A 25592-nucleotide genomic window follows, 5' to 3' on the forward strand; every position below is an offset into this window, starting at 1 on the left:
GAGATCGGCGAATCAAGGCACTCTCGACTCTCTCGCGGGGGCGGAGGCGCCGAGATCGGCGGGTCAAGGCACTCTCGACTCCCTCGCGGGGCCGGGGGCGTCGAGATCCGCGGGTCAAGGCACTTTCGGCTCCCTCGCGGGGGCGGAGGCGTCGAGTTCGGCGGGCTAAGGCACTCTCGACTCCCTCGCGGGGGCGGAGGTGCCGTGTTCGGCGGGTCAAGGCACTCTCGGCTCCCTCGCGGGGGTGTCGAGCTCGGCGGATGCCCGCATGGGTCCGCCTTACGGCATCAGCCGCCAGCGGCGCAGGCGGGCGGCCATCCGCTCGCCGCCCGGCAGCAGGCGCAGCTCGGCGGCGCTTACGGCGCCGAGCAGCAGCAGCGCGGCGCCGTAGACGGCGGCGCCGAGCAGCACGCCGCCAAGCGTCTGCGCGGCGGCGGAGGCGCGCGGCGCCAGCGAGGCCGCGCCGGCGGCGAGCTCGGCGAGGCGCGCGCCGGCAAGCGCCGCCGCGGCAAGCGCCGCGAGCGCGAGCGCGCAGGCGGCGAGGCGGCGCAGCCGCGCGGCCGCGCGGCGCGCGGCGGGCGGCGCCGGAGCGAGCGCTGCCGCGGTGCGCGCCGCCGCGAGCGCGCCGAGGCCGGCGGCGAGCGCCGTGGCGGCGATGCCGGCGGCGGCCGCGCCGGCGATGCCGAGCGGCGGCACGAGCGCGGCGTTGAGCGCGGCCTTGGCGAGCGCGGCGAGCCCCAGCAGCGCGGCCGGCAGGCGCAGCGCGCCGAGGCCCTGCAGCAGCGGCGCGGCGACCGCGCTGACGGCGGCGGCGAGCGCCGTGCTGCCGACGAGCGCAAGCGTGCCGGTAGCCTGCGCGTCGGCGTAGAACATCACGTTGAGCGGACGCGCCAGCAGCGCGAGTCCGAGCGCGGACGCCGCGCCGACGAGCGCCGACGAGCGCAGCCACAGCCGGACGAGCGCCGCCGCCTGCGCCGGATCCGAGCGACGATGCCGCACGAGCTGCGGCACGAGCGCTCCGGCGGCCGCGCCGGCGACCATCGCCACGAGCTGGATGAGCGGCTGGCCCCGGCTGTACAGGCCGAAGGCCGCCATCGCCTCGGCCGCGTCCATGCCGCCTCGCAGCAGCCGCGGCACGGTGAACGCGTCGATCGCCCCCAGCACCGGCGCGACGATCGCTCCGAGCGCCGCCGGCAGCGCGAGCGCACCGAGAGCGCCCATCTCGCGGGCGAGCGGACGCAGCCGCGAGAGCCCAAAGACCCGAGAGGCCCGTAACGCCGGCTCTCTGCCCCCTTCCTCGCTCGCCGTCCGCACCGGAGCCGCGTCCGAGTCGGATCGCCGCCCGAAGCCAGTCAGCCGGCCCACTCCACGAACGCTATCCGCATCCAGAGGAGGCGAAGCTCCCGTTGCAGCGCCTGTCGCCGACGCCCCGCGCCGCAGGAACACGGCCAGCAGCGCCAGTCCCGCCGCGCCGCCGAAAAACGACCCCCACATCGCGCCGGCGGCGAGCCGGTCGTCGCCCCAGCCGGCCGACCAGCCGATGCGCAGCAGCAGCAGCATGGCGGCGACGCGCACGACCTGCTCGACGAGCTGCGACCAGGCGGTCGGCCGCATGTCGCCAAGCCCCTGCGTATAGCCCCGCAGCGCGGCCAGCGCCGGGGCAAACCAGAGCGCCGACGCCACCGCGCGGATCGACAGCTCCGCAGCCGGGTCGCCGACGAGCGCGGCGAGGCGATCGGCAAGCAGCCACAGCGCGGCGAAGCCGGCCGCCCCAAGCAGCGATAGCAGCGTCACTCCGGCCGCGGCCGCGCGCCGCGCGCCGAGCCGATCGCCCTGCTCGAGCAGCGCCGCCGTGCGGATCGAGACCGCCACCGGCAGGCCGGCGGTCGCCAGCACGAGAATAAGCTGGTAGAACGGATAAACCGCGTTGTAGATGCCGAACACGCGGTCTCCGGCGACGTTCTGCAGCGGAATTTTCTGCAGCGTCCCGATCAGCTTGGAGAGCAGGGCCGCGCCGGCCAGCAGCGCCGCGCCCCCGAGCGCCCCGCGGCCCCGCCCCGCCTGTTGCTCCTTGTCGTCCATCGTCCCGTTCCTTTCGACTCGTTCGTTCTCCTCATTATAGCGGCGGGCGTCCGTATGAGCCATGCTTCGGGCGCATAGGCTGGGAAAGGACGTTTTTCGGCATGATTCCGCAAGGAGGCAGCAGCCAATGGAAATGGAACGGCATCCCGTCTGGACGGAATGGCAAAAAGCCAGCCTTTACCGCATGCTGGCCGACTATCACCGCGACTCCGAGCCCGCCGCGGCGGGCTCCTACGAAGGCCTCTACCGGGAAGCCGTGAAGCGGCTCGCCGGGCTCGTCCGGCTCTACGGCAATCCGTTCGGAGAGCCGCTCCCTGGCCTCGGCGCCGCCGCGCCGGGCTGGCCGCCGGAGGCGGCGTTCTCCGGCATGTCGGGCGGCTTGCCGCCCTATGCGGCGCCAGCGGCGGCGTACCCGGCCGGCGCTTATGCCGCGCCGGCCGATTTCCCGCCCTATCCCGCGCAGGCGGCGTACCCGCCGCCGGACGCCTATTCCGCGGCGGCCGCTCCGCCAGGGTCGGCCTGGCCGTCCTACGCCTCCGGAGCTCCGTCGCCCTGGCCGGGCTATGGCGGCCCTTTGCCGACCTCGCCTTGGCAGCCGTTGTCCGGCAGCGGTCTGCCGGGGCTCGCGCCGCCGCTGCCCGGCGGCTATGGACCGCCCCTCTCGCAGCAGCCGGCCATTCCGGAGCCGTACGGCTGGAGCTTGGCGCCCGGATCGGGGGCCGCGGCCGGCCATCCCGGTTGGCCGGGCATGCCAGCGCCGGCCTCCAGCGCCGGCGCCGCCCCGCCAGCAGCGGGCTGGACCGCGCCTCCTCCGGCCGCCGCGCCCGCTTCGCCGGCTCCGCAGCCGGCATCGTCCGCTCCCGACCCGCCGGACGCGGCTGACGATTCCGGCTCCTTCGCGGAATTCGCCGGCCCGGGCATCCGCCCGCCCGCGGCCGAATCCGCTTCGACGCAGGCGCTGCCCCGGCCGAGCTCCTACGCGCGGCTGCGGCTGATCCACGCCGCTCCCGGACAGCCGACGCTGGCGTTGCAGGCCGGCGAAGCCTTTGCGCAGGCAGGCTATCTCTCCGCCTCCTCCTACGCGGATGTGCCTGCCGGTCCGCTGAGCGTCGGGCTGTCTCCCGCCGCTTCCGCGCAGCCCCAGCCGGCAGACGGCGGCGACGTCTTCGAGCTGTCGCTCGAGGCGGGCCGGAGCTATACGGCGGCGGCTTGCCCTGATCCGGAGGGAGACGGACTGCGGCTGCTCGTTTTTTTCGACGGCCAAGAGCTTCGCGACGACTGCGTCAAGCTGCGCCTGCTCCATCTCGCCCGCACCGGCCCCGTCGACCTGATGGTCCGCGACGGCGGCACGCTGTTCCGCAAGGTCGCGCCGGGAAGCGCTTCGTCCTACATCACGCTGGCTCCGTCCGAGCCGGAGCTTGAGCTGACCGAGGCGGGCTCGCTGCGCCTGCTTCATGCCGCGCCCCCGCTGCCGCTGCCAGGAGCGACAGCGCTCACGCTGCTGCTGGCCGGCGAGCCGCCGCAGCTGGCGGCCTTCGAGGACGGCTGAGCTGACGCGGACCGCGCGGACTCTGCCGCGTCCCGTTCGACGGCAAACAAGCTTCCGCTCGGAATTCCACCGAAAAGGAAGCTTGCCTGAACGGCGGTATTCCGCCTACTGCTCCATCTGCTTGGCGAGGAAGCCCGCGGCCGTCTCGGCCATCTTGATTTCCATCTGCGCCATCTTGGTCGAATCTTCCTTGCTTGCCAGCACGACCGTGCCGATCGGATCGCCGCCGGCGATGATCGGAGCCGCGACAAAGGAGGTGTAGGTTTCCGGAGCGTTCTTGATGATCTCATGCTCGCCGCTGGCGGTTTCGGTGGCGGTCTTGCGGCTGTCCATCGCCTGCTCCAGCAGCTGGCCGACCGGCTTGTCCATATAATCCTTCTTGGAGGCGCCGGCGACGGCGATGACCGTATCTCGGTCGGAGATGAGCGTGATGTGGCCGGTGCTCTCGCTCAGCGATTCGGCATATTCCTTTGCGAAGTCTCCGAGCTCGCCGATTGGGGAATACTTCTTGAGGATGACCTCGCCGTCGCGATCGACGAAGATTTCAAGCGGATCTCCCTCGCGGATGCGAAGCGTACGGCGGATTTCTTTCGGGATGACGACGCGGCCGAGATCGTCGATTCGACGCACAATTCCAGTTGCTTTCATTGTCATGTTGCCCCACTTTCCTCGAAGAATGGTAAGTCCACTGGATGCCTAGCTCCGACTGATTTATTTCGTGAGTTGGGATTGGATCGTTCAGGCGTTCACCTTCGAATCTGACCATAGTATTCATCCGCTCCCAGTTTCTTATGCACCGCGCCAGCCCGCGCCGGCAGAGGCCGGAAAGGCGATTTTCGCCTTTTACGGCGCGGGTTTCCGCCCTCCCTGCACAGGCTGGGAAATGCACCCACAACGGCGGATGGGGGTGCCGGTACCGCTTGAGGACAGGCCTCCCTTGGATGCGGGACGCGAACAAGCCAAGACCGCGCGGCTTCCGCTGATGCGCGCGATCCTGGCTTGCCTTGCCGGGACAAAGGAAACGTCCGCAGCCTCTTCTTTCCTGCCCGATCATCCCGTTCCTACACCGTCAAGTACCGGCGTACCGTCTCGTCGTCCAGCGCCTCGAGCTCCCCTTGCCAGGCGATGGCGCCTTTTTCGAGGATATAGACGTAATCGGCGACGCTCCGCACGAACTCGAGGCTTTGCTCCACGAGCAGGATCGCCGTCCGTCCGTCGGACTTGATCGAACGGATCACGTCGCGGATGTCGTCGACGATCGACGGCTGGATGCCCTCGCACGGCTCGTCGAGCAGCAGCAGCTCCGGCTCCGCCGCCAGTACGCGCGCGAACGCCAGCTGCTGCTGCTGCCCCCCGCTCAGGTCGCCGCCGCGGCGGCCGTACATCGTCGGCAGCACGGGGAAGCGCTCGACTGCCGCCGGCGGGATGTCGTCGCCGCGGCGCTTGCCGCGCGCGGCCTCCAGGCCGATCAGGATGTTTTCGCGCACGGACAGCTGTCCGAAAATCTCGCGGCCCTGCGGCACGTAGCCGATGCCGCTGCGCGCCCGCTCGCCGGGCGCCTTGCGCGTCAGGTCGCGGCCGCCGTAGCTGACCGTGCCGCCGCGCGCCTTGAGCACGCCCATGACGCTCTTGACGAACGTCGACTTGCCCGTGCCGTTGCGGCCGAGCAGGCAGACGACCTGACCGGGACGCACCTGGAGCGTCACGCCGCGCAGCACGGCGCTCTCGCCGTAGCCGGATTCCAGCTTCTCCACCGTCAGCATGCCGCTTCCCTCCTTTTGCCCAAGTACACCTCGGCGACCCGGTCGTCGGCCTGCACCTGGTCCATCGTGCCCTCCATGAGCAGCCGCCCTTCATGCATCACGGTCACGAGGCTGGCGAAATTCCGTACGAACTCCATGTCATGCTCGACGACGACGACCGCGCGGTCCTTGGCGATCTCCTGCAGCAGCTCGCCGGTCTTCTCCGTCTCGCGGTCGGTCATGCCCGCCGCCGGCTCGTCGAGCAGCAGCAGCGACGGCTCCTGCAGCAGCAGCATGCCGATCTCGAGCCATTGCTTCTCGCCATGCGACAGGCTGCCGGCGCGAGCCCGCTGCCTGCCGGCGAGGCCGACCGTCTCGAGCTGAGCGGCGAGCCGCTCCCGCTCGGCCGCGGCGAGCTTCGCCCGCAGCGTCGCCAGGATGCCGCGCTTCTGCTTCATCGCCAGCTCCAGGTTCTCCTCGACCGTCAGCGTTGGAAAGATCGACGGCGCCTGGAACTTGCGGCCGATGCCGAGCTCGGCGATCTGGTGCTCCTTGCGCCGGGCGAGGTCGATCCCGTCCCGGTAGAGGATGCTGCCGCCGGACGGCTTCACCTTGCCGCAGATGGCGTCGAGCAGCGTCGTCTTGCCCGCGCCGTTCGGTCCGATCAGGAACCGCAGGCCGCTCGCCTCGAGCGAGAGGTTCATGCCCTGCACCGCCTTGAAGCCGTCGAACGACACCGTCACGTCCTTACACTGCAGAATAGCCTTTCCGCTCATGCTCGGGCACCTCCTTCCGCCTGCGGACGATCCGCCTTGCCTTGCGCCAGCCGTCTACCGCCAGCCCGGCGATGCCGCGCGGCAGGAAGACGGTCGTGACGATGAACAGCGCGCCCATGAAGAACAGCCAGATGTCGGGATACGATTCGCTGAACGCGCTCTTGGCTCCGTTCAGCAGCAGCGCGCCGAGAGCGGCTCCGATCAGCGTGCCGCGGCCGCCGATGGCGACCCACAGCACCATCTCGATCGACGGCACGATGCCCATCATCGACGGCGAGATGATGCCGACATGCAGCACGAACAGCATGCCCGCGATGCCGGACAGCGTCGCCGACAGGACGAACACCCCCATCTGGTAGCGGGACGGATCGTACCCGAGGAAGCGGACGCGGTTCTCGCCGTCCCGGATGGCGCGCAGCACCTTGCCGAAGCGGCTCTTGACGACGATCCGCGCCAGCACGAACGTCGCCAGCAGGACGCCGGCCGTCACATAGTAGAGCGCCAGCTTCGTCTCCGGCGCGGCCAGCGAATGGCCGAGGATCTGGCCATACCCGGTAATGCCGTTGGTGCCGCCCGTAAACGCCTGCTGCCCGGTGATCAGCGTGACGCTGATGATGACGAGCGCCTGCGTCAAAATCGTGAAGTAGACCCCCCGGATGCGGTTGCGGAACGTGAAGAAGCCGAGGAACAGCGCCACCGCAGCCGGTATGGCCATACCGAGCAATACCGCTCCTCCGAAGCTCTGGAACGGCATCCAGAACCACGGCAGCTTGGTGAGGCCGCTCCAGTCCATGAAGTCCGGCAGCCGTCCCCCGCTCGCCTGCAGCTTCAGGTGCATCGCCATCGCGTAGCCGCCGAGGCCGAAGAACACGCCATGTCCGAGGCTCAGGATGCCGGTATAGCCCCACAGCAGGTCGAGGCCGACCGCGGCAATCGCGAACGCCAGGAACTTGGCCAGCAGGTTCAGGCGGAAGTCGCTCGTGAACAGCGGCGCGGCCAGCAGCAGCGCGGCGGCCAGGAAATACCACATCGCCAGCCCGTACCGGGAGGCGCCCGTCTTGATCATCCACTGCGTCATGTCTATCGCCTCCTTAGTCCAGCGACCGGGTGCGCATGGCGACGAATCCCTTCGGCTTCCATTGCAGGAAAGCCACGATGCACAGGAATACGAGCACCTTGCCCAGCGATGCGGTCGTCCAGTATTCGAACAGCGTGTTCGTCATGCCGATGCCGAGCGCGCCGAACACGGTGCCGACCAGCTTGCCGACGCCGCCGAGCACGACGACCATGAAGGCGTCGACAATGTAATAGGTGCCGATCGTCGGCCCGATCGGACCGATCAGCGTCAGCGCGCAGCCGGCGATGCCCGCGAGGCCGGAGCCGATCGCGAACGTCAGGCTGTCGACGCGCCGCGTCGAGATGCCGAGGCAGGCCGCCATGTCGCGGTTCTGCATGACGGCCCGCATGCGCCGTCCCGCCGTCGTGCGGTAGATGTACAGGAACATCGCCAGCAGGCAGACGGCGACAAGCGCGAGGATGAACAGCCGCTTGTACGGCAGCACGAGCCCTTGCGTGACGGATAGGCCGCCCTCCAGCCATGACGGGCTTTTGACGCCGACGTTCGGCGCGCCGAAGATGGAGCGGGCGAGCTGCTGCAGCACGAGGCCGACGCCCCAGGTCGCCAGCAGGCTGTCGAGCGGGCGGCCGTACAGGAAGCGGATGAGCGTCTTTTCCAGCAGCAGGCCGATCAGGAATGCGGCTGCGAAGCTGGCCGCGATCGACAGCAGGAAATACTGGCTGAACCAGGAAGCGGGCAAATAGGATTGGAACAGCTTCTGCGTCATGTAGGTCGCGTAGGCGCCGACCATGATCAGTTCTCCGTGGGCCATGTTGATGACGTTCATCTGGCCGAACGTGACCGCCAGGCCGAGCGCGATCAGCAGCAGGATGGAGCTGACGCTGATGCCGTTGAACAATTGCAGCCAAAATACGTCCATGCGCGGCTCTCCTCTCTCGCGCCGGGGCCAGCAGGACCGCCGCCCTCTCGGGACGGCGGCGCGGCTGGCCCCGACGCTTGGGTGCAGGATGAAATCGATGCGGCTCGGCCGGCGGCGATGCTTAGCCGCCAGCCCGGTGGCGGCTAGCTGCCAACCCGGCTGCGGCTAGCTGCCAACCCGGCTGCGGCTAGCTGCCAACCCGGCTGCGGCTAGCTGCCGGAGCTCAGGCCCGAAGCCCAGGCGTATGTCTTGAGGTAAGGGTCCGGCTTGACCGGCTCGCCGGAGCTCCACACTTCCTTGAACTGGCCGTCCGCCTGCACCTCGCCGATGCGCACCGTCTTGTACAGATGCTGCGTCTCGCCGTCGATCTTGACCTTGCCCTCCGGAGCGTCCCACTCCAGCTCCTTGGCCGCTTCCTTCACGGCCGCCACGTCGGTGGAGCCGGCCTTTTCGACCGCGGCCGCCCACAGGTACACCGCATCATAGCCGGCCTCGATCGGGTCGGCCGTCACGCGGTCCGCGCCGTATTTGGCCTTGTAGGCTTCGACGAACGTCTTGTTCTCCGGCGTATCCGTCGTCTGGTAGTAGTTCCAGGCGGCCAGATGCCCCTCCAGCACATCCGCGCCGATGCCGCGGATCTCCTCTTCGGCGACCGAGACCGACAGCGTCGTCAGGTCGGCGGCGCTGATGCCGGCGTCCTTGAGCTGCTTGAAGAACGCGACGTTGCTGTCGCCGTTCAGCGTGTTGAACACGATGTCCGGCTTGGCGGCCTTGATCTTGCTGATGATCGTCGTATAGTCGGTATGGCCGAGCGGCGTGTACTCCTCGCCGGCCAGCTCTCCGCCTTCCGCCGCGAGCTGCGCCTTGATGATCTTGTTGGCCGTGCGCGGGAACACGTAGTCGGAGCCGAGCAGGTACATCTTCTTGCCGCGGTTCTCCAGCAGCCAGCTGACGGCCGGCACGATCTGCTGGTTCGTCGTCGCTCCGGTATAGAAAATGTTCGGCGAGGACTCCAGTCCTTCGTATTGGACCGGATACCAGAGCAGCCCGTTCAGCTCCTCGAACACCGGCAGCATCGCCTTGCGGCTGGCCGACGTCCAGCCGCCGAATACGGTCGCGACCTTGTCCTCGGACAGCAGCTTGCGCGCCTTCTCCGCAAAGGTCGGCCAGTCGGAGGCTCCGTCCTCGACGACCGGAATCAGCTTTTTGCCAAGCACGCCGCCTTTGGCGTTGATCTCGTCGATCGCCATCATCTCGGCGTCCTTGACCGATACCTCGCTGATCGCCATCGTGCCGCTGAGCGAGTGGAGGATGCCGACCTTGATCCCATCGCCGCTTTCCCCCGATGAAGCGCCAGCCGCCGGAGAAGCTGCCGGAGACGCGCTTCCCGCAGCCGGTTCATTCTGGCCGCAGCCGCCCAGCACGAGCGCCAGCGATACCGCCGCCAGCAAGCCCTTCCCCATATGCCTCTTCTTGATCTTCGTTCCCGTCTGTCTCATCTCTCTCCACTCCCCTTCGCGAATCCGAACGTTATGTATGGGCTTCGTTCTATCGTTCGTGATTGTAGTATAGGCGGAGGACAAATTCGATGTCAATATATCTAACATAAAAATATGGAAATGAGGACTTTAGGCCTTGTTTTCGACAATTCGATTCCAAATCCGGACGAAAAACGAATCGAACCTGCCTTGAAAGCATCGGTTTGATTATCAAACGTGTTTAACCGCCTCATTAACGTCAGATTATCTGACGCATAAACAAAAACGAATCATCCTTTTGCTCGCGAGCGTCATGAACCTGGGGGTTTCAATCAACGCGACGGCCTAAACCTGCTCGATGCTGCGGCAATTGTTGCGCGGCCGGCGCCACCGGCTGCACCATGAAAAAAGCGTCTTTTCGGGGCCAGGGGCCGCGAAAAGACGCTTCTAGCTTGCATGGAGCAGGTTTTGCGCGCGATTGCCGGATCGCCGGCGGGCCAGACGCATAGCGCGCCGTCCGCCATCCATCCGCTTAGCTGCCGGTATTGCTCGCCGCATCGGGCGCGGCATTTTCCGCGCCGGCATCGTTCGACGGCGCTTCGGCGTTTTCTCCCGCTCCGCCGCTGGCGGCCGGGCTCGGCTCCGGATCCTTGAACTCTTCTTTTTTGGTGATGAGTCCCGGAACCTCGTTCTGCATGTAGTCGTTCAGCTGCGTCTGGGCGAGCGTCTGCTTGATCTCTTCCTTGGACGCCTCGAACGTCGGCAGCTCGCGCTTCTCGACCTGGATGACGTGGTAGCCGTACTCGGTCTCGACCGGCTCGCCGACGACGCCGATCTCCTGGGCGATCGCCGCCTTCTTGAAGTTCTCCACCCAGCCGCCGGCCGCCTGGTCGGCGTACTGGCCGCCATTCTCGGCCGAGCCCGGATCCTCGGAGTATTCCTTGGCGAGAGCGTTCCAATCGGCCCCGTCCGCCTCCAGCTTCGCTTTGGCTTCCTTGGCGCGGGCGAGAGCGTCTTCCTTGCTGCGCTCCTTGCCTTCCGGATCGGTGAAGCCGACGAGGACGTGGCGGAGCGTGACCTTGGTCAGCCCTTCCTTGTTCTCGTCATAGTATTTTTGCGCGTCGGCATCGGTCACCTTGGCGGCCATCGCGTCGGACACGCCGATCGACAGCCTGATGAAGTCCTTGATGTCCTGCGCGGTAATGTTGTTGTCCTTCATGTTCGTTTCGAGCGTTTCTTTCGTGTAGGCTTCCTCGATCTGCTTGTACTGCTCGTCCGCCTCCGCGGCGGCCTTGTCCTTCACTTCCTTGGAAGCGTCCTTGTACACGAGCTGGTAGCCGATGTACTGGTCGAGGATCATGTTTTTGTAGGCGGCCATGTCGAGGTAGGCGGCTACTTGCGGATTCACGACGCGCAGCACGCTCGTGAATGTCGTGAAGTCCTTCTCGCTCACCGTCCCGCCCTTGTACTCGGCGATCGTCTTGCTGTCGTCTCCGCCCGCGGAGCCGTCCTCTTTTTTGCCGCACGCGGCTAAAGTGAACGCCAGCACCGCCGCCAGCGCAAGCAGAAGCATGCGGCTCGCGGCCGGGCGCTTGATGGAAATCTTCATAATGGTCTCCTCTCGGTTCGTTCAGGCATGGGTCCAGTTTACCAGATGTGGACCAGCCGCGCATTAACGTCGCCTTAAAGACGCCGCGAAAAAGCCGGAGCCCGGCTTCGGGCCCGGCTCCGGCTCCTCTGTCCTGCGGCGGCTACTTGCCCGCCGCCTGCGCCGCTCCGGCCGGGAGCAGCGCTTCGCCCCAGCGGCGCAGCAGGCGCAGCGTCAGCTCAAGCCGCTCGGCGCTGCCGAGGCCCTTGCCGCGCAGCGTCAGCTCCATCGGCTCGCCCTTGCCGCCTCCGCCGATGCGGCGGAAGCGGTTTTCGAACTCGAGGCACAGCCCGTCGATCGTGCGCGTTTCGGCGCTGCGGGAAGCGGCCTCGCTGAATTTGAGCGTCCACTCGTCGTTTTTGTTCGCGCTGATCGACGCGATGCCGTAGCGGGCGCCGTACACCTTGAGCCGGCCGACGTCGAGCAGCGTCGCGACCGCGTCCGGCAGGTCGCCGAAGCGGTCGGTCAGCTCGTCGAACAGATCGTCCGTCTCCTCCAGCGAGGAGAGCGCCGCCACTTTTTTGTAGATCTCGATCTTCTGGATGCTGTCGTAGATGTAGTCCGACGGCAGATAGGCGTCGAGGCTGAGGTCGATGACGGTGTTGACCGGCTTCTCCTCCGCTTCCTCCTCGCCGTACATCTCCTTCTTGCGCCGCGCGATCTCGTCGGCCAGCATCTGCGAGTACAGGTCGAATCCGACCGAGGCGATGAAGCCGTGCTGCTCCGCGCCGAGCAGATTGCCCGCGCCGCGGATGGCCAGGTCCCGCATGGCGATCTTGAAGCCGGAGCCGAGCTCGGTGAACTCCTTGATCGACTGCAGCCGCTTCTCTGCGACCTCGGTCAGCACTTTGTCGCGCTGGTAGGTGAAGTAGGCGTAGGCGATCCGGTTGGACCGGCCGACGCGCCCGCGCAGCTGGTACAGCTGGGAGAGGCCCATCTTGTCCGCGTCATGCACGATCAGCGTGTTGACGTTCGGGATGTCCACGCCCGTCTCGATGATGCTCGTGCTCACGAGCACGTCGGATTCGCCGTCGAGGAAGTCGAGGATCGTCTTCTCCAGCTCCTGCTCGGACATCTGGCCGTGGCCGACCGCAACCTTGGCCTCCGGCACGAGCGAGCCGAGCAGCTCGGCCATCTGGTAGATGCCCTGCACGCGGTTGTACAGGTAGTACACCTGGCCGCCGCGCGCCAGCTCGCGCTCGATCGCCTCGCGCACGAGCGCGGTGTTGTACTCCACGACGTACGTCTGCACGGGGAACCGGTTTTCCGGCGGCGTCTCGATGACCGAGAGGTCGCGCACGCCGAGCATCGACATATGGAGCGTGCGCGGGATCGGCGTCGCCGTCAGCGTCAGCACGTCGACGTTCGTCTTGAGCCGCTTGAGCTTCTCCTTGTGGGAGACGCCGAAGCGCTGCTCCTCGTCGACGATGAGCAGGCCGAGGTCCTTGAACACGATGTCCTGGCTGAGCAGCCGGTGCGTGCCGATGACGACGTCGACGGCGCCGCTCTTGAGCCCCTTCATCGTCTCGGTCTGCTCCTTGCGCGAGCGGAAGCGGCTCAGCACCTGCACCTTGAACGGGAAGTCGGCGAAGCGCTCGCGGAACGTCTCGTAGTGCTGCTGGGCGAGGATCGTCGTCGGCACGAGGATCGCGACCTGCTTGCCCTCGATCGCCGCCTTGAACGCCGCCCGCACGGCGACCTCCGTCTTGCCGTAGCCGACGTCGCCGCAGAGCAGCCGGTCCATCGGACGCTGGGTCTCCATGTCCTTCTTGATCTCGCGGATCGCCCGCAGCTGGTCCGGCGTCTCGTCGTACGGGAACATCGCCTCGAACTCGTTCTGGTACGCGGTGTCCGGCCCGAAGCCGAAGCCCTTGGCCTCCTGGCGCTGGGCGTACAGCTTGACGAGGTCGTCGGCGATGTCCTTGACGGAGCTGCGCACCTTGTTCTTGACGCGCGTCCACTCGTTGCCGCCGAGCTTGTAGACCTTGGGCTCCTTCTCCTCCGACCCGACGTACTTCTGGATGAGGTCGATCTGGTCGATCGGCACGGACAGCTTGTCGCCGCCGGCGTACAGGATATGCATGTAGTCCTTGTGGATGCCGCCGATCTCCAGCGTGCCGATGCCCATGTACTTGCCGATGCCGTGGTTCTGGTGGACGACGTAGTCGCCGACCTTGAGCTCGGTGTAGCTCTTGATGCGCTCGGCGTTGTCCATGTTCTTGTCGACGCGGCGCGTCTTGCGCTGCTTCTGCGTGAACAGCTCGCCCTCGGTGATGACGACCAGATGCGAGCCGGGCAGCTCGAAGCCGCTGCCGAGGCTGCCCTCGAGCAGCTGCGGCGGCTCGATGTCATAGTCGCCGAGCACGCGGCGCAGCCGGTCCATCCGCTCGCCGCTGCCGGCCAGCATGAGCACCTGGGCTCCCGCCTTCTTCCAGCGCTCCATCTCCGCCCCCAGCACGTTCATCTGGCCGTGGAAGTTCTGCATGCCGCGGCACATGAAGTTCAGGATGTTCTGCGGCTGCGAATGCGGCACCTGGCGCAGGAACAGCGACAGCAGCAGCGTCGGGAACGGACGGTGATGCAGCACGTCGTCGCTCTCGCGCGCGAGCTTGAAGCTCGGCAGCGACTTGCCCGTGCCGAGCAGATGCGCCTGCCACTCCGCCTCGTCGCGCTCGAGCTGGCGGGCCGTCTCGATGAGGCGCGTCGGCTCGTCGAGGACGAGCAGCGTGTCCTTCGGCATGTAGTCATAGAGCGTCTGGCGCTCCGGGTAGAGCAGGGCGATGTATTTATAAAGTTCGGGGAAATAGATCTGCTGCCGCAGCCGCTCCAGCTCCGCGCCGAGCTCGGAGCGCAGCCGGTCCTTGGCGGTGCGGTCGGTCATCCGCTCGAGCTGCTGCTCCAGCAGCTCGGAGGCATGCTGCGCGGCCGCGGCGAAGCGCCGCCCGTCCGCGATCAGCTCCTGGCACGGCGTCACCGTATACGCTTCCAGCTTGGCGTTGGAGCGCTGCCCCTCGGGATCGAACGTGCGGATCGAATCGATCTCGTCGTCGAACCACTCGACGCGCACGGCCGATTCGGCCGTCAGCGGGTAGAAGTCGACGATGCCGCCGCGCACGCTCAGCTCGCCCCTGTTTTCGACGCGGTCGGCGCGCACGTAGCCGAGCGCGTTCATCCGCTGCAGAAACGCCTCCATCGGCAGCTCGGCCCCGACCTGCAGGTCGATCTTGGCCTCCGCCATCACGTCCCGCAGCGGCAGGAAGCGGCGCACCCCGGAAAAAGGCGCAACAACGATCCCGCGGAAGCCGCGGGACAGGCGGATCAGCGCCTCCATGCGCTGGGCGAGCATCTCCGGGCTGGAGACGGCCGACTCGGCCGCGACCAGCTCGTTCGCCGGATAGAGCAGCACGTCCTCGCCGCCGCTCAGCTCCTGCAGATCCTCCACGATCTTCTGCGCGGAGAACATATTGTGGGTGACGACCAGCATCGGCTGATCCAGATCCCGTTGGAGCGCCGCCATGAGCACCTGGCGGGACGAGCCGGCCAGGCCCGAGACCATCTGCTCCTTCATGCCCTTGCGGAAGCCGGCGAAGACGGACTGGTAGTCGCGGTCGGCGGCGAATGCCTCGATTAACGCTTTCAAATGGAGCACCTCTCTTTCGCTTGAGCCCGCTTCCCGCCGATCCCCCGGACGCCGCTCCTGCCGGAGAGCATCCGGAGCCGGAGACGGCAACAAAGGCCTCCTGATCCGCGAGGGGCCTTGGGGCGACAACGGGCAGCAGCACGCAAAGAAGCCTCAGCTACCCGCCAAGGCTCTTGCCTATGTTGTCGTACTTGTGTACTTGTTGTCGAAGGGAATCGAATCCGCTACTGCAGCGGGCTGGATACGAGAAGCAGCTCCGGATGCCGCAGCGCCGCCTCGCTGCAATAGTCGCAGACGAGCTTGACGACCATGTCGCCTTGCGGATTATACGCTATTATATCGCTGCGTTCCTCGAGGGTCAAGAAATGCAGGCCGAGCCGGTTCTCCGGAATGCCGTGCAGGCTGGAGATCGTGCCAAGCGGCGTCCGGCAATGCCGGCACTCGTAATGAATCGCCATGAAAGGGGCCTCCTGTCCAAGGGTTTGGCTCCAGTATGCCCACTTTCTGGCTCTTTTAACGCAGTCCGCTAGCCGTTGAACTTGCCCATCGTGTCGTCGAACGGGTGGACCAGCGCATGCTCCGCCGCGTCGCAGGCCCGTTCGGTCATCGCCAGCACCGCCTCGCGCTCGCTTTTGGGAAAGTTGGAGAGCACGTAGTCGGCGATGACCATGCCGTTCGTCGGCCGCGAGACGCCCATGCGGATGCGGTTGAAGCTCTGCGTGCCCATATGCTGGATGATCGACTTGATGCCGTTATGGCCGCCCGGGCCGCCCTGATAGCGCAGCCGGATCTTGCCCGTCTCCGTGTCCATGTCGTCGTAGACGACGATGACATCCTCGAGCTTCGCGTCGAAATACTTCATGAACGCCTTCATCGACTCGCCGGACAGGTTCATGTACGTCATCGGCTTGACGAGCCACACCTTCTCGCTCCCGACGCGGCCGTCGCCGATCAGCGCGCGGCACTTGGCCTGCGTCACCTTGATGTCCCATCGCTCGGCAAGCGCGTCGACCACCTTGAAGCCGATGTTGTGGCGGGTATCCGCGTATTGCGGCCCGGGATTGCCGAGCCCTACGATCCATTTCATTTGTCGCTGCACCTTTCTGTTCGTCGTCTACGAACCACTGTACCATATCCGCGGCCGCTTCGCCCACTGCGGACCGCCGAGCCTCTCCGGCAGGAACGGCCGGTCCGGCAGGCCGCTGCCGCCCTTTCCGTCCGCACAAAAAAGCGCGCCCCGTGCGGGGCGCGCCGTGCGGCCAAGCTCTATTCTTCGTCGACCGCGTTCGCATCCTCGGAACGGGCCGCCGCCTTCTCGTCTTCCTTCGCCGATTCCTCGGCCTCGTCCTCGGAAACTTCCTTCTGCGGCGCCAGCACGCCGGCGATGATCTGCTCCGGATCGGTGACGAGCTGCACCTTGTCCGGCAGCTTCAGCTCGCCTGCGGACAGGTTCTCGCCGACCCCGAGGCCGGAGATGTCCGCTTCAAGCGACTCCGGAATATCGTTCGGGAGGCATTGCACCTCGACCTCGTGCAGCGTCACCGACAGCACGCCGCCTTCGCGGACGCCTGTGGAGTCGCCGGTCAGATCGACGCGAACCGAAGCCTTGATCTCCTCGTTCATATTGATCTGATGCAGATCGACGTGGATCAGCCTGCGTGAGAGCGCGTCGCGCTGCACGTCCGTAATCATGACCGGCTGCTTGCCGGCCTCCGGAATCGAGAGCTCGATGATGGCATTGGGCTGGGAGCGAAGCAGATGAAGCACTGCCTTCTCCTCCAGGGAAATAACCGACGAAGATTCGAGCTTTTTGCCGTACACGACTGCCGGAACCCGGCCCTCCTGGCGGAGCTTGCGAAGGCTTCCCTTCGACGCGTTGCTGCGGGCTTCGGCTTGCATGGTAATCGCCATGATTGTCTTCCTCCTCTTTAGGTCCCTTGCACCTGTGGACAAGATGTCCAGCTTTCCCTAACTATACCCATGCGCGGCGAGCTTTAAACACGGAGGCGGTGGAAAGAAGAGCTTCCGCGCATCCGCCGGCGCCCCCGGACGTAAGCAACCGAAGTCCGCAAAAACGGTCAAACCATTCCGCTCCGCTCCGGCTATGCTGGAATCAGAGGAGGCAAAACGATGACGCAGCAGCAGAGCATCCAAAAGGCGATCCGCTACATCGAAGCCCGGCTGCACGAGCCGCTGGGGCTCAAGGACATCGCCGCCGAAGCCGGATTTTCGGCCTATCATTTCCACCGTCTTTTCCGCGAGCAGACCGGCCACAGCATCGGCGGATACTTGCGCATGCGCCGGCTGGCGCTGGCATCGCGCAGGCTGCTGGAGGAGGAGCTCGGCATCCTTGACCTCGCTCTTTCCTGCGGCTTCGAGAGCCAGGAGGCGTTCACTCGGGCTTTCAAGCGTCTGTACGGACTGCCTCCAGGCCGCTACCGCCGTCTGTTCCGCCACCACCACTCTACACTCGAAAGGATTGATCCTTCCATGTCGACGAACGAAGCCCTTGCCGGCAGTCCCTTGAAAGGCTGGTTCCTCAGCGGAAGCCATCCGCATCAATACCGCATCTCACTGGACCGCTCGATCATCCATCAAGGCAGCGCCTCCGGCCATCTCGAATCGCTTGGCGAGACAGCTCCCGGCGGCTTCGCCACGCTTATGCAGCAATTCCGGGCGGACGAGTACCGGGGCAAACGCATGCGCCTCTCCGGATTTGTCCGGACACGCGGAGCAAGCGGCTTCTGCGGCCTCTGGATGCGCGTCGACAACGCGGCTGAGGACGTCCTGCAGTTCGACAACATGAACGATCGTCCGCTGGCCGGCGACCTCGACTGGAACCACTACTCGATCGTGCTGGATGTCCCCGAAGAGAGCGCGGTCGTCTCGTTCGGACTTCTGCTGTACGGTCCGGGCCGCGTCTGGTTGGACAGCCTGCGTTTCGAGGAGGTCGACTCCAGCGTGCCGACGACAGGCCAGCCGGCGGTTCCGGAGCTGCCTGCCGGTCCCGTCAACCTGCGCTTCGAGGACTGAGTCCGGCTGTCCGGCGGCCAGCGCCCCCGGACGACCAAAAAAAGCCGTCCCGGCCGGGACGGCTTTTTGGCCTGACAAGACAGGAGGAACGAATCGCTCTGTCCTCGTGTCTTTTGGAGCGGGCCCTTCGCTCAGCTTTTGCCGCGCTCCTTTTTCGCCTTGGCGCGGGCGCGGATCTTGTCCGCGTAGCCCGGCTTGTTGACCTGGCGCTCGCGCGCGATGGCCAGGTCTCCGCCCGGCACGTCATGCGTGACGGTGGAGCCGGCGACGACGTACGCGCCGTCGCCGATCGTGACCGGCGCGATCAGGTTGACGTTGCTGCCGATGAAGGCGTCGTCGCCGATGATCGTCTTGGACTTGTTGAAGCCGTCGTAGTTGACCGTAATCGCGCCGCAGCCGATGTTCACGCCGCTGCCGACCTCGGCGTCGCCGACATAGCTCAGATGCGACACCTTGCTCTCGTCGCCGAGCACCGCGTTTTTGAGCTCGACGAAATCGCCGATCTTGCACGCCTTGCCGAGCTTGGAGCCCGGGCGCAGGTTCGCATATGGACCGATGGAGCTGCCCTCGCCCGCCTCCGACTGGTCGACGGTGCTGTAGCGCACCGTGACGCCGCTCGCGAGGGTCGAGTCCTTGATGTCGGCTTGCGGTCCGATGACGCAGTCCTCGCCGATGACCGTGCGACCGCGCAGCACCGTTCCCGGATAGATGACCGTATCCGCGCCGATCTCTACGCCGTCCTCGATGTAGGCCGCCGTCGTGTCGATGAACGTCACGCCGTTCACCTGGTGGCGGCGCACGATGCGGGCCTGCATGAGGCGCTCCGCCTCGCCGAGCGCGATCCGGTCGTTGACCCCGATCGCCTCCGCCAGATCGGACGTGCAGTACGCCTGTACCGTCTCGCCGCCGGAGACGAAGATGCCGACGACGTCGGTCAGGTAGTATTCGCCCTGGGCGTTGTCGTTGGTGACGCGGGCGAGCGCCTCGAACAGCTTGCGGTTGTCGAAGCAGTACGTGCCGGTGTTGATCTCCTTGACCGCCGCTTCCGCCGGCGAGCAGTCCTTCTGCTCCACGATGCGCGTCACCGCGCCCTCGTCGCCGCGGATGACGCGGCCGTAGCCGGTCGGATCGGCGAATTCCGCCGTCAGCACCGTCGCCGCCGCTCCGCTCGCCTCATGCAGCTCCAGCATCGCCTCGATCGTCTCGGCCGTGACGAGCGGCGTGTCGCCGCAGATGACGATCGTCGTGCCTTCCTTGCCGGCCAGCAGCGTCTCGGCCTGGCGCACGGCGTGGCCGGTGCCCAGCTGCTGCTCCTGCAGCGCGAACCGAGCCCGTCCCTCGAGGTAGCTCTGCACCTGGGCCGCTCCATGTCCCGTCACGACGACGATTTCCTGACAAGCCGCCTTTTCCACCGTATCGACGACATGCCCTACCATCGGCTTCCCGCATACGGGATGCAGCACCTTGTACAGCTTCGACTTCATGCGCTTGCCTTGTCCTGCAGCAAGCACGACCGCCATCCGATTCACAGCTGACCGACCTCCCTGATTTCCGTTGTTCTCGTTTGACTAGCATTCCTATATATATATCCCATCCCACGCAAAAAAGAAAGGGAGCCCGAAGGCCCCCCAACCATGCTGAACTGTTCCGGCCCCGATGGGATCAGGCGCCTTCTTCGATTGCAACTTCCTCTTCCGTTGCGGCTCGCTCATACTCGGCGAGCACAGCGGCTTGAATTTTCTCCCGGGTGGTGGAAGAGATGGGGTGGGCGATATCCCGGAATTCCCCGTCAGGCGTACGCTTGCTCGGCATCGCGACAAACATGCCATTGTTCCCGTCGATGACGCGAATGTCATGAACGACAAATTCATTATCGATGGTGATGGATGCGATAGCCTTCATACGACCTTCGGAATTAACGCGGCGGAGTCTGACATCAGTAATCTGCACTTGTGTTCACCACCTTTGCCTATCGAAGACTTGGTGTATTATTCCACAAATCCGTACCGATTCCTTCTTGATTCTGCCAATTCAGAGCCGTTTTATAAAATAAATTTTGGAAATAAACGAAGTTCGGGATCATTCGACATCTGTCGATGCGATCAGCTCGATTTCGACAAGGACATCCTTCGGCAGACGCGCCACTTCCACGGCCGAGCGGGCCGGCTTGTGGTCGCCGAAGAAGGAAGCGTACACCTCGTTGACCGCCGCGAACTGGTTCATGTCCTTGAGGAAGACGGTCGCCTTGACGACCTGCGCGAGCGAGGAGCCGCCTGCGGCCAGCACGGCCTCCAGGTTGCGGAACACCTGCCGCGCCTGCTCCTCGATGCCGCCCTCGACCAGCGTGCCGTCCGGCAGCAGCGGGATCTGGCCGGAGGTGAACAGCAGTCCGCCGAGCTTCACGGCGTGGGAATACGGTCCGATCGCGGCCGGAGCGCCGGCGGCGATGATCGGTTCAAGCTTGGACATGGAGAGCAGCCCCCTATTCGGTATCGAAATAATTGCCCGGCACGATCGTCGTCTGCTTCGTCTTGAGGTCGACGGCCGTCAGCTTGGCGAGCGACACATAGTCCTCGAGCAGCCGGTCCTCGGTGCCGACCTCGCCGGACTCGACGAAGACGCCGACGCCCGCGACCGTCGCATTGAATTCATGCAGCAGGTCCATCATGCCCTGAACGGTGCCGCCGGCCTTCATGAAGTCGTCGATGATGAGCACGCGCGACTGCTCCTTGAGCGCGCGCCGGGCGAGCGACATCGTCTGGATGCGCTTGTTGGAGCCGGAGACGTAATTGATGCTCACGGCCGAGCCCTCGGTCACCTTGTTGTCGCGGCGCACGATGACGACCGGCAGGTTGAGGCAGGAGGCCGTCGCGTAGGCGAGCGGGATGCCCTTGGTCTCCACCGTCATGATGACGTCGATCGGCCGATCGGCGAAAGCGGTCGCAAAAATGCGGCCCACGTCGTTCAGCAGATTCGGCTGGCCGAGCATGTCCGTCATGTACAGGTAGCCGCCCGGAAGCACCCGCTCCGGCTGCTCCAGCTCCCGGCATACCCGCCGGACGATGTCCAGCGACGCCTCGGCGGCCATCCGCGGGATGAACTTGACGCCGCCCGCCGCGCCGGCGAGCGTCTGCAGCTGGCCGATGCCTTCTTCCTCGAATACTTCCTTGATGATGGCCAGATCCTCGCTGATCGAGGACTTGGCCGACTGGTAACGATCCGCGAATGCGGTCAGAGAAATCAACGTATGGGGACGATTGAGCAAATACTGGGTCATCTCGACCAATCGCGCGCTGCGCTTAAGCTTCTTCACCTTGGGGTCCCCCTGGCTAAATCCGAATATTGTAAAGACAATATACCATCTTTATACGGATTTAATCAAGATTGGACTCCGGGAGATGTGAGCATTCTTACCACGTACACTTCCTTGCAGAAGCCGCGCAGCCCGTTGTAGATGCGCGCCAGCTTGGCCTCCTTGGAGACGAGGCCGAATACGGTCGGCCCGCTGCCCGACATGAGCACGCCGTCCGCGCCGAGCCGCAGCATGCTTTCCTTGAGCATCCGCACCTCCGGGTACAGGCGCAGCGTCACGTCCTCCAGCACGTTGCCGAGCTCCTCGCAGACGCCGGTGAACGATCCTCCGCGGATCGCGTCCAGCATGCGCGGCACCGACGGATGGCGGTCGATCGCGCTCACCCGGAAGCGGCCGTATACGTCCGCTGTCGAGACGTTGATCGGCGGCTTGGCCAGCACGACCCAGCAGGACGGCGGATTCTCGATCGGCTCCAGCTTCTCTCCCCGGCCCGTCGCCAGCGCCGTCCCGCCCGTCACGCAAAAGGGCACGTCCGAGCCGAGCTCCGACCCGAGGACCGCGAGCTCCTCGTCCGGAATGCCGAGCCGCCACAGCCGGTTCAGGCCGCGCAGCGCCGCCGCCGCATCGCTGCTCCCGCCGGCCAGGCCGGCCGCGACGGGAATCTTCTTGTCCAGATGGATGTAGACGCCCTTCTTGACGTCATAGCGCTCCTTGATCAGCCTGGCCGCCTGGAAGGCGAGGTTCTTTTCGTCCAGCGGTATGTACCCGGCTTGGCTGGAAATGATGATGGCATCCCGCTGCAGCTCTTCCATCTCGAGCCGGTCGGAAAGGTCCACCATCGTCATGATCATCTCCACCTCGTGGAAGCCGTCCTCGCGCTTGCGCAGGACGTCCAGCAGCAGATTGATCTTGGCCGGCGCCTTCTCGTAGATTTTCATGTCGTCCGATCCACCCGTTCGTTAGATAAACTGCATCTATTATAGCATCCGACCGGGAGAAAAGCGAAAAGGCGGCCCGCCGCTGGACGCGTCCGGATCCGCCTCGTTCCTGCTATCGCTGCTGGCGCGAAGCGGCCTGCTCCGCCATTTGGATGGCCCGCTTCACCATGTTGCCGGCATCCTTCGCCTTGATGCCGCCCCAGCCTTCCTGCTGGACCGTATCGTAGAAGCCCAGATCCTTGGCCAGCTCCACCTTCAGCTGCTCCGACATCGTGCTGCGCCTTCTGCGGCTCATGCTGCATGCCTCCTTTTCGCTCTCAGGTGCGGACGGCAAGCTCTTGCCGCTATCGCCCTCCGTAGTATGAGGGAACGCCCAGCCGAGTATGCGGAGGAAAAACAGCCAAAAAAAAACGCGCTGGCAGCGGCCGCGCGCGAAGGTTTCCCCGTGAAACCTGATCTATTCGTCAATGCAGCGGGTTGATCCGCACCTGACCTTCGTCATTGCAGACGGTAACCTCGACCGAGTCCGTCAAAATATCCGCATAGCTGTAGGATACCCGCTTGAATGCGTGCTGATCCTGGTCAAGCTTCACGATGAAAACAGATGGGTAGGTTTCTTCCAAAACACCAGAACGTTCAACCGTCTTGCGCCGGCCTCCATTGGCCCGCAACATGATCTTGGCTCCAATATGAGCTTCCATGCTGCGCTTGATTTCCGACAAAGCATTTCTAGCCATTGGCACTACCACCTCTTTCCTTGTCCATTATAGCCCAAGAAGGATGGCAATGTCAAATAAACGAAAATTATATCATCGTACCAACTTTAGTGTCAATGAATATTTTTCGACTTTCTCAAGGCGCAAGAGCGGGCTTTCACCCTCCCATATAATAAGGATTCGGCTTGACCTGCTTGACCTCGATCGGCTTCGGCAAGCCGACCCGATAGCGTCCCATCGTCTCGATGCCGCCGACGCCATCGATGCCCGAAATCGTGCCGTGGATGACATCCGGCAGGTTCACGCATTCGCGGATCGACGTGTAGCTCGCCTTGATCGCGATGTAGACCGGATCGAGCGCATGGATCAGGATGCGGCCGGGCGAGCTGGCGAAGTTCGCTCCGGACTGCAGCAGCGCCTCGTAATAGGACTGGCAGGCGCCGGCCACGACGACGAGGTTGTCGCGGTTCTTGTCATATTCGCGGGCGACGTGCACCGCGTTGACGAAGTTCTGCGAGTTCTTGTAGCTGCCGATGCTGTACAGCTCGCTGCGGCCCGGCGTCTTGAGCAGCCCGTCATGGCCCGTGATGACGACGATGTCCGGCTTGACCTGCGGGAGCAGACGATAGAGCAGGTCCGCCATCTGGTTCTCCGCCACGTGCAGCCCTTGAGCAGGCACGTTCATCTGGTTGTACAACTGCATGCTCTTGCGCATGTAGTTCGCATCTCCATCGAGATGCAGCACCTTGCCCGGCAGGTCGAAATACGCATGCTTCTCTTCCGGTCGGTAGTCGAGCTCGCTGGCGAAGGCATGGTCGATGAGTTCCGCGCTCATGCGCCGGTTCGAAGCCTTCACCTTGCTTCTCAGCGATTTCGTGACGCCCAGCTCCTCCGGGTTCGCTACCTTCTCCAGGTCGGCGAGCGGCGCGTCCGCGAGCAGACGGTAATCCGATCCTTTAAGTATGGCCGTATCCCCATAAACCGCCTCCACCCGGAAAAGCACGTCTCCTCCATAGGATCGCCGAACGACAAAATCCCCAGTTTCCACTGTGCCATCACCTCTAGCCTCAGCCTATGGGCAATGAGGGCGAATGGTGACAGCCGGATCGGAAACCGGGGGGTTCAAATCATCAGGTCAGGCTTGCTTCAGGCCTTCCCGCTCGAGGGCCGCCGCGAGCGCGGCATACTCCGGCAGCGAGAGCGTCTCGCCGCGGCGCACCGGGTCGATGCCCGTCTCCTGCAGGACGCGGGTCAGCTCCTCGCGCCGGTTTTTGCCGAGCCAGGACGACAGGTTGTTGTGGATCGTCTTGCGCCGCTGCGCGAAGCACGCCTGCACCGTGCGGAAGAAGAAGTCCTCGTCGGCCACCTCGACCGCAGGCTTGTCCCGCATCGCCAGCTTGATGACCGCCGAGTCGACGTTCGGCTGCGGGATGAACACCGTATGCGGCACGATGCAGACCAGCTCCGGCACCGCGTAGTACTGCACCGCCACGCTGAGGCTGCCGTAGGCTTTGGTGCCCGGCTTCGCCGCCATCCGCTCGGCGACCTCCTTCTGGATCATGACGACGATGTTCTCCAGCGGCAGCCGCTGCTCGAGCAGCTTCATCAGAATCGGCGTCGTCACGTAATAGGGCAGGTTGGCGACGACGCTGACCGCGCTCGTCTCCGCGAACTTGTCGCGGAACAGCTGCTGCAGGTCGAGCTCCAGCACGTCGGCATGCACGACCGAGACATGCTCCTCCGCTCCGAGCACCTCCTGCAGGATCGGGATGAGGCGCTGGTCGATCTCGACCGCGGCGACCGCTTTCGCCTGGCGGGCGAGCTGCTCGGTCAGGGCGCCGATGCCGGGACCGATCTCGAGCGCGCCTTTCGTCTTGTCGAGCCCTGCGGCCGACACGATCTTGTTCAGGATGTTCGGGTCGATCAGGAAGTTCTGGCCCAGGCTCTTCTTGAAGGAGAATCCGTGCCGCTCGATGATTTCCTTCGTCCTTCTCGGTGTCGCTACATCGGTCATGATCCGATTTCCTCCTTCATCTGCTCCAGCGCCTCGCGGAACTCCTTCCGGCTGATCCGGAAGCTTGCGCAGCGCTTCATGAACTGCTTGCCGTTGCAATAGCCGATGCCGAGCCGATTGCCCATGAGCAGCCGGCGCCGCGCGGCATCCGGATGGACGAGCAGCCCCGCCTCCATCAGATCGGCATGGGTGATTTCCGGCTCGCCGGCCGCGCCTTCCGTACGCACGGATGCGAGCGCGCGCCGCACCGCCTCCGGCGAAGCGTTCTCGACGCCGATGTCTCCGCGGTAAAGGGCGTCCTCCTGAGGCAGGAACGCATGCTTGCAGCCGGGAATGCGCTGAGAGACGATCTTGCGGATGCGTTCCCCGGCGTGGTCGGGGTCGGTGAAGATGATGACGCCGCGCCGCTCCATCGCCAGCTCGATCCGGCGGAGCACCTCCTCGCCGACAGCCGAGCCGTTCGTCTCGATCGTATCGGCCTCGACGGCCCGCTTGACCGCCGTCGTGTCGTCCTTGCCCTCGACCACGATGATTTCCTTGATCACTGGCTTGTCTCCTTTGGTTCCGCTTGCTTGCGACAGGGTAAAAGATCACAACTAGCTTTGACCCTTTCGCCGTCCCTTACTCCCCGCTATTTCCTTATAAACGCCCAAAACGGGCCGCTGA

The 25592-nt window shown here is 65.1% G+C and carries 24 protein-coding genes; 2 read left to right on the forward strand and 22 right to left on the reverse strand.

Features of this window, described 5'->3' with window-relative positions; all coding sequences use genetic code 11:
• Positions 1–279 precede the first annotated feature (279 nt).
• Positions 280–2082 (reverse strand): oligosaccharide flippase family protein, encoded by a 1803-nt coding sequence (locus H582_RS0108775; RefSeq protein WP_028598248.1) that lies wholly within the window; start codon positions 2080–2082, stop codon positions 280–282.
• Positions 2083–2209: 127 nt separating this feature from the next.
• On the opposite strand from H582_RS0108775, the gene H582_RS0108780 reads away from it, so the two are divergent.
• The gene (locus H582_RS0108780) at positions 2210–3631 is read left to right on the forward strand and encodes a DUF4397 domain-containing protein (RefSeq protein WP_028598249.1); all 1422 of its coding nucleotides are present in this window, start codon (positions 2210–2212) and stop codon (positions 3629–3631) included.
• Positions 3632–3736: 105 nt separating this feature from the next.
• On the opposite strand, the gene spoVT is transcribed toward H582_RS0108780, so the two are convergent.
• From spoVT to H582_RS0108835, 11 genes are all read right to left on the reverse strand, one after another.
• Positions 3737–4279, reverse strand: a complete 543-nt coding sequence (gene spoVT / locus H582_RS0108785; RefSeq protein WP_028598250.1) for a stage V sporulation protein T — start codon at positions 4277–4279, stop codon at positions 3737–3739.
• Positions 4280–4692: 413 nt separating this feature from the next.
• Positions 4693–5394 carry an urea ABC transporter ATP-binding subunit UrtE gene (gene urtE, locus H582_RS0108790; protein WP_028598251.1) on the reverse strand — a complete coding sequence of 234 codons (702 nt, stop codon included), beginning with the start codon at positions 5392–5394 and terminating at the stop codon, positions 4693–4695.
• Positions 5388–6149, reverse strand: a complete 762-nt coding sequence (gene urtD, locus H582_RS0108795; RefSeq protein WP_028598252.1) for an urea ABC transporter ATP-binding protein UrtD — start codon at positions 6147–6149, stop codon at positions 5388–5390. Before urtD ends, urtE begins: the two co-directional genes overlap by 7 nt.
• A complete protein-coding gene (gene urtC, locus H582_RS26695) occupies positions 6121–7215 on the reverse strand; it encodes an urea ABC transporter permease subunit UrtC (protein ID WP_127464519.1) in 1095 nt (364 codons plus the stop codon). The genes urtD and urtC overlap by 29 nt, the downstream gene beginning before the upstream one ends.
• A 25-nt stretch (positions 7216–7240) precedes the next feature.
• A complete protein-coding gene (gene urtB / locus H582_RS0108805; protein ID WP_028598253.1) occupies positions 7241–8146 on the reverse strand; it encodes an urea ABC transporter permease subunit UrtB in 906 nt (301 codons plus the stop codon).
• A gap of 209 nt (positions 8147–8355) precedes the next feature.
• A complete protein-coding gene (gene urtA, locus H582_RS0108810; protein ID WP_240478977.1) occupies positions 8356–9645 on the reverse strand; it encodes an urea ABC transporter substrate-binding protein in 1290 nt (429 codons plus the stop codon).
• 511 nt (positions 9646–10156) lie between these two features.
• Positions 10157–11233, reverse strand: a complete 1077-nt coding sequence (locus tag H582_RS0108815) for a peptidylprolyl isomerase (RefSeq protein ID WP_028598255.1) — start codon at positions 11231–11233, stop codon at positions 10157–10159.
• 142 nt (positions 11234–11375) lie between these two features.
• Positions 11376–14912 carry a transcription-repair coupling factor gene (mfd, locus tag H582_RS0108820; protein WP_028598256.1) on the reverse strand — a complete coding sequence of 1179 codons (3537 nt, stop codon included), beginning with the start codon at positions 14910–14912 and terminating at the stop codon, positions 11376–11378.
• 224 nt (positions 14913–15136) lie between these two features.
• A complete protein-coding gene (locus tag H582_RS0108825) occupies positions 15137–15370 on the reverse strand; it encodes an anti-sigma-F factor Fin family protein (protein ID WP_028598257.1) in 234 nt (77 codons plus the stop codon).
• A gap of 68 nt (positions 15371–15438) precedes the next feature.
• The gene (pth, locus tag H582_RS0108830) at positions 15439–15999 is read right to left on the reverse strand and encodes an aminoacyl-tRNA hydrolase (RefSeq protein WP_028598258.1); all 561 of its coding nucleotides are present in this window, start codon (positions 15997–15999) and stop codon (positions 15439–15441) included.
• A gap of 179 nt (positions 16000–16178) precedes the next feature.
• Complete coding sequence (locus H582_RS0108835) at positions 16179–16823, reverse strand: 50S ribosomal protein L25 (RefSeq protein WP_028598259.1); 645 nt, start codon at positions 16821–16823, stop codon at positions 16179–16181.
• A 219-nt stretch (positions 16824–17042) separates the two neighbouring features.
• Between H582_RS0108835 and H582_RS0108840 the strand changes: the two genes are divergently transcribed.
• Positions 17043–17945 carry a helix-turn-helix domain-containing protein gene (locus H582_RS0108840; RefSeq protein ID WP_028598260.1) on the forward strand — a complete coding sequence of 301 codons (903 nt, stop codon included), beginning with the start codon at positions 17043–17045 and terminating at the stop codon, positions 17943–17945.
• A 131-nt stretch (positions 17946–18076) separates the two neighbouring features.
• Here the strand turns inward: H582_RS0108840 and glmU are convergent, their stop codons facing one another.
• The 10 genes from glmU to rnmV form a co-directional block, all read right to left on the reverse strand.
• Positions 18077–19474: a bifunctional UDP-N-acetylglucosamine diphosphorylase/glucosamine-1-phosphate N-acetyltransferase GlmU gene (gene glmU, locus H582_RS0108845; protein WP_028598261.1), complete on the reverse strand. Its 1398-nt coding sequence runs from the start codon at positions 19472–19474 to the stop codon at positions 18077–18079.
• 133 nt (positions 19475–19607) lie between these two features.
• Positions 19608–19895: a septation regulator SpoVG gene (gene spoVG, locus H582_RS0108850; protein WP_020620824.1), complete on the reverse strand. Its 288-nt coding sequence runs from the start codon at positions 19893–19895 to the stop codon at positions 19608–19610.
• Positions 19896–20024: 129 nt separating this feature from the next.
• A complete protein-coding gene (locus H582_RS0108855) occupies positions 20025–20414 on the reverse strand; it encodes a RidA family protein (protein WP_028598262.1) in 390 nt (129 codons plus the stop codon).
• Between the two features lie 13 nt (positions 20415–20427).
• Positions 20428–21258: a pur operon repressor gene (purR, locus tag H582_RS0108860; RefSeq protein ID WP_028598263.1), complete on the reverse strand. Its 831-nt coding sequence runs from the start codon at positions 21256–21258 to the stop codon at positions 20428–20430.
• 65 nt (positions 21259–21323) lie between these two features.
• Entirely contained in the window at positions 21324–22196 is an 873-nt protein-coding gene (gene ispE / locus H582_RS0108865) for a 4-(cytidine 5'-diphospho)-2-C-methyl-D-erythritol kinase (RefSeq protein WP_028598264.1), read from the reverse strand.
• Between the two features lie 112 nt (positions 22197–22308).
• Entirely contained in the window at positions 22309–22491 is a 183-nt protein-coding gene (locus H582_RS0108870; RefSeq protein WP_028598265.1) for a small, acid-soluble spore protein, alpha/beta type, read from the reverse strand.
• A 169-nt stretch (positions 22492–22660) separates the two neighbouring features.
• A complete protein-coding gene (gene veg / locus H582_RS0108875) occupies positions 22661–22933 on the reverse strand; it encodes a biofilm formation stimulator Veg (protein WP_028598266.1) in 273 nt (90 codons plus the stop codon).
• 136 nt (positions 22934–23069) lie between these two features.
• Complete coding sequence (yabG, locus tag H582_RS0108880) at positions 23070–23960, reverse strand: sporulation peptidase YabG (RefSeq protein ID WP_028598267.1); 891 nt, start codon at positions 23958–23960, stop codon at positions 23070–23072.
• A gap of 87 nt (positions 23961–24047) precedes the next feature.
• Positions 24048–24926 carry a 16S rRNA (adenine(1518)-N(6)/adenine(1519)-N(6))-dimethyltransferase RsmA gene (gene rsmA, locus H582_RS0108885; protein ID WP_028598268.1) on the reverse strand — a complete coding sequence of 293 codons (879 nt, stop codon included), beginning with the start codon at positions 24924–24926 and terminating at the stop codon, positions 24048–24050.
• Complete coding sequence (gene rnmV / locus H582_RS0108890) at positions 24923–25471, reverse strand: ribonuclease M5 (protein WP_028598269.1); 549 nt, start codon at positions 25469–25471, stop codon at positions 24923–24925. The genes rsmA and rnmV overlap by 4 nt, the downstream gene beginning before the upstream one ends.
• Positions 25472–25592: the final 121 nt, after the last annotated feature.

The organism is Paenibacillus pasadenensis DSM 19293, from assembly GCF_000422485.1.
In the GTDB taxonomy this organism is placed as follows: domain Bacteria; phylum Bacillota; class Bacilli; order Paenibacillales; family Paenibacillaceae; genus Paenibacillus_O; species Paenibacillus_O pasadenensis.

Coding starts and splice junctions, on each gene's coding strand:
- H582_RS0108775 (WP_028598248.1), bottom strand. CDS start 2,082: ATGGACGACAAGGAGCAACAGGCGGGGCGGGGCCGCGGGGCGCTCGGG.
- H582_RS0108780 (WP_028598249.1), top strand. CDS start 2,210: ATGGAAATGGAACGGCATCCCGTCTGGACGGAATGGCAAAAAGCCAGC.
- spoVT (WP_028598250.1), bottom strand. CDS start 4,279: ATGAAAGCAACTGGAATTGTGCGTCGAATCGACGATCTCGGCCGCGTC.
- urtE (WP_028598251.1), bottom strand. CDS start 5,394: ATGCTGACGGTGGAGAAGCTGGAATCCGGCTACGGCGAGAGCGCCGTG.
- urtD (WP_028598252.1), bottom strand. CDS start 6,149: ATGAGCGGAAAGGCTATTCTGCAGTGTAAGGACGTGACGGTGTCGTTC.
- urtC (WP_127464519.1), bottom strand. CDS start 7,215: ATGATCAAGACGGGCGCCTCCCGGTACGGGCTGGCGATGTGGTATTTC.
- urtB (WP_028598253.1), bottom strand. CDS start 8,146: ATGGACGTATTTTGGCTGCAATTGTTCAACGGCATCAGCGTCAGCTCC.
- urtA (WP_240478977.1), bottom strand. CDS start 9,645: ATGAGACAGACGGGAACGAAGATCAAGAAGAGGCATATGGGGAAGGGC.
- H582_RS0108815 (WP_028598255.1), bottom strand. CDS start 11,233: ATGAAGATTTCCATCAAGCGCCCGGCCGCGAGCCGCATGCTTCTGCTT.
- H582_RS0108825 (WP_028598257.1), bottom strand. CDS start 15,370: ATGGCGATTCATTACGAGTGCCGGCATTGCCGGACGCCGCTTGGCACG.
- pth (WP_028598258.1), bottom strand. CDS start 15,999: ATGAAATGGATCGTAGGGCTCGGCAATCCCGGGCCGCAATACGCGGAT.
- H582_RS0108835 (WP_028598259.1), bottom strand. CDS start 16,823: ATGGCGATTACCATGCAAGCCGAAGCCCGCAGCAACGCGTCGAAGGGA.
- H582_RS0108840 (WP_028598260.1), top strand. CDS start 17,043: ATGACGCAGCAGCAGAGCATCCAAAAGGCGATCCGCTACATCGAAGCC.
- H582_RS0108855 (WP_028598262.1), bottom strand. CDS start 20,414: ATGTCCAAGCTTGAACCGATCATCGCCGCCGGCGCTCCGGCCGCGATC.
- ispE (WP_028598264.1), bottom strand. CDS start 22,196: ATGAAAATCTACGAGAAGGCGCCGGCCAAGATCAATCTGCTGCTGGAC.
- H582_RS0108870 (WP_028598265.1), bottom strand. CDS start 22,491: ATGAGCCGCAGAAGGCGCAGCACGATGTCGGAGCAGCTGAAGGTGGAG.
- veg (WP_028598266.1), bottom strand. CDS start 22,933: ATGGCTAGAAATGCTTTGTCGGAAATCAAGCGCAGCATGGAAGCTCAT.
- rsmA (WP_028598268.1), bottom strand. CDS start 24,926: ATGACCGATGTAGCGACACCGAGAAGGACGAAGGAAATCATCGAGCGG.